Raw genomic sequence first — 3,104 nt, forward strand, 5'->3', positions numbered from 1 at the left:
TAAAACAAGAAACAGAAAATACAATGGAAGATTTAGAAGATTTCTGCGAAAGTACATCCATAAAAAACCAATTAAAACTCAATGTAACAATATTTTAAAAAAATCAAAAAGTCAGCCAAAATTTAATTTTGGCGGACACCCTAAGAAATAGAAAAAATATCGTCACCATTAAAGTTATATGTAAACTAAATTTTAATCAGATATTTTCAGAAATAGTCTAAAAAAAAGAAGAAAATGTTGAGATGATTAATCTCAACTGGAAATGGTTATTTTGTTTGAAACAGCAGCACCATTAGAATACATTGAAGTGATAATATATTCACCAGCCATCAAGTTAATGTTTAAGCTAGCTATTCCACTAGCATTAGTTATCTTATTATAGAAAACACCATTGATGTTAAATGTAATATTTTGGTCTGCAAAAGGATTTCCCTGAGCATCCAACAACCTTGCTTCAAACTTGGATCCATCACGATACTTCATGGTTAAATCCTCAGTTTCAAGAATCGGCTTGACCGTAATGGTATTGGCAGTTTTATAGCCCTTATAATCTGCCGTGATAATATATTCACCAGGATCCAAGTTAATGTTCAATTTGACGTGGCCAGTTGCATTGCTTGTTCTTTTGTATAATACCCCATTAATGTTAAATTCAACAGTTTCATTGGCACCGACAGGGTTTCCTTTATCATCTAAAAGCTTAATGACATATTGTGAATCATTTTTATAATATTTTGTCAAGTTTTCATTGTCGACAATATTCGGCAATACAGTAACAACATTTGAATACATTTCAGTTGAATTAGGATTAATTGCAGTGATAATGTACTCACCAGGATTCAAGTTAATGTTCATCTTTGCAACACCACTTGCATTAGTTGTTCTTTTGTAGAATACTCCATTTATATTGAATTCAACAGTAGCATTTGTCAAAAGATTACCGTTTGTATCTACAAAAGTAGCATAATACTGTGTTTCGTTCTTAAAGATTTTAGTAATATTATTTCCACTAACAGTTGATTTAATGACAACATTGGACTCCTTTTTAATATCATCATAAAAGACTGTTGCAGTATAATTTCCTGCAGGAATTCCTAAAGCCAAAGATGCCTGACCATCAGTGCCTGTTGTTCTAGTATAATTAACTCCATTAATATTAATTTTAACCGTAGCATTATCTATTGGATTGCCTACATAATCTTTTACAGTTACAACAAATTTTTCAGGCCCTTTGTAGTATTTAATCACATCTGGAGCTTCGACAGTGACGGAAGTTTCGTTAACTATATTGAAGTTAATTAAACCGAAAACACTGAAACCATCTCCATCATCTTCTGATTGCATTATTTCATATTGGATTAAAACATAATTGCTGCCCATTTTGTAATCAGAATATTCACCCACATTAATTGTGAATACTCCATCTTTCCACACATCCATCAATTCCTCATTTGAAAGTGTATTGAAGATTTGATTATCTTCAGGACCCATAAGTCCCCAACCTAAAATATGATATGGTCTTAATTTGCCGTATTTTGGTTCATCAGCCCCAAATGAAATTAGAATGTCTTCACCTGCAAGATAGGTGTCCTTATCGGAGGTTAAGTTTAATCCAAAAACATTGAATTCACCTGTTGCGAAATCATTTTCAGTCCCATTATGGACAAAAGTGATGTTTGCATCATAATGTCCAACTTTTAAGAATCTGGCATTTTCAGAAAGGTCATCATAATAATCATAGAACTTATCCTCCATTGAAAACATAAAGAAAGAAAATGGAGTAATATTTCCCGCAAATTCTCCATTTAGGTAAATCCGATAGTAATCGTCAGATGAAATTTGATGGGATATTGATAATTCTATAACATCCCTGATGTCTTCGGTATATCCGATATCTCTAAAATTAACACCATCATCCACTAATTTGACCGGAATATCATTGGTTACATTGTCAACCAATTCACCATTATCTGCATACAGCTCTAATCTAATACTGTAATTGCCAGATTCCGTAATATCCAAATCGTTTAATTTAACTGAGCGGGCCTGTGCTTGCCAGCCCCAACCATCATTATATATTAGGTCTGTTATACTAATGTTATCTTTTAATTGATTGCCATCCTTAAATATGTTTACATAATAACCTGAAAGATTTTCAGGGACTTCTATGACAAAAATGTCCTCTGTAACATAGTGGAATGCACCAGGAATCCATTTACCTTCCTCATCCTCCTCTTCTTCCGGTTCAGCAACAATAACATTTACAAGAGCTACATTAACAATCCCTGAGTAAGTTTTTAATAATGTGGAATCTTTTATGAAGTCCAGTGTAATGTTGTATTCGCCTGCTTCAGTAATTCCTATTTGACTGTCAGTGAATTCATAAACCGGTTCTCCTTCATAATCCTCCCAATCTTTGCTAACATCATCTAAATCAGATACATTGAATGTCTTTTTAGAAATTTGTGAATTATTTCTTAAAACTGTTACTGCCAATTCATCAGCACCTTCAGGCAGTCCCCTCAATATGACTACAGGATTATTGTAAAGAATTGTAGAATACTGTGAGAAATAAGGACTGACATATAGATTTACATCACCTTCTGCAAAGCAGTAGTTTTCTCCATCCTTGAAAAATTGAGCAGTAAATGTGCCCCCAGTATCATCAACATCAGGAGCATCATCTATTAAATCACCCGTTCTAATGAGGTAGAATTCATCATCGTTATCAATTTGAGTGATATTCAATTCTTTTTCAAACGGTTCATCTTCCAAATCCAAGATCGCATAAAAGTTATCATCTACACCATCAATTCCTGCTTTGGGAATTTTGACTATTACATCATTTTCAATTGCATTTGCACTGCAAAATTCGACATTTTCAATTTCATATCCCCAATCGTCATCCCCAGAATCATCAGGGTCGTCATCGGCGATTAAACTAATGCCATCACCAGCTGTCAGATTATCGTCAGATGCAATATCTTCAGATGCAATATCTTCAGATGCACTAACAGCACCAATTGCTAAAATTGCCAGTAAGAAAATACTTACAAGCATTATTTTTTTATATTTCATATTAAACACCATTAGGTATATTATCC

1 protein-coding gene is annotated in these 3,104 nt (G+C 33.3%); it reads right to left on the reverse strand.

Annotated elements, in window-relative coordinates:
- Positions 1 to 252 precede the first annotated feature (252 nt).
- The gene (locus tag ACKI3Q_RS05745) at positions 253 to 3,078 is read right to left on the reverse strand and encodes a hypothetical protein (RefSeq protein WP_407415150.1); all 2,826 of its coding nucleotides are present in this window, start codon (positions 3,076 to 3,078) and stop codon (positions 253 to 255) included.
- Between the last annotated feature and the right edge of the window lie 26 nt (positions 3,079 to 3,104).

Source organism: Methanobrevibacter sp. (genome assembly GCF_045636185.1).
GTDB lineage: Archaea > Methanobacteriota > Methanobacteria > Methanobacteriales > Methanobacteriaceae > Methanocatella.

What these genes read in the sequence shown, in the direction of transcription:
- ACKI3Q_RS05745 (WP_407415150.1), bottom strand. Translation starts at nt 3,078, where the DNA reads ATGAAATATAAAAAAATAATGCTTGTAAGTATTTTCTTACTGGCAATT.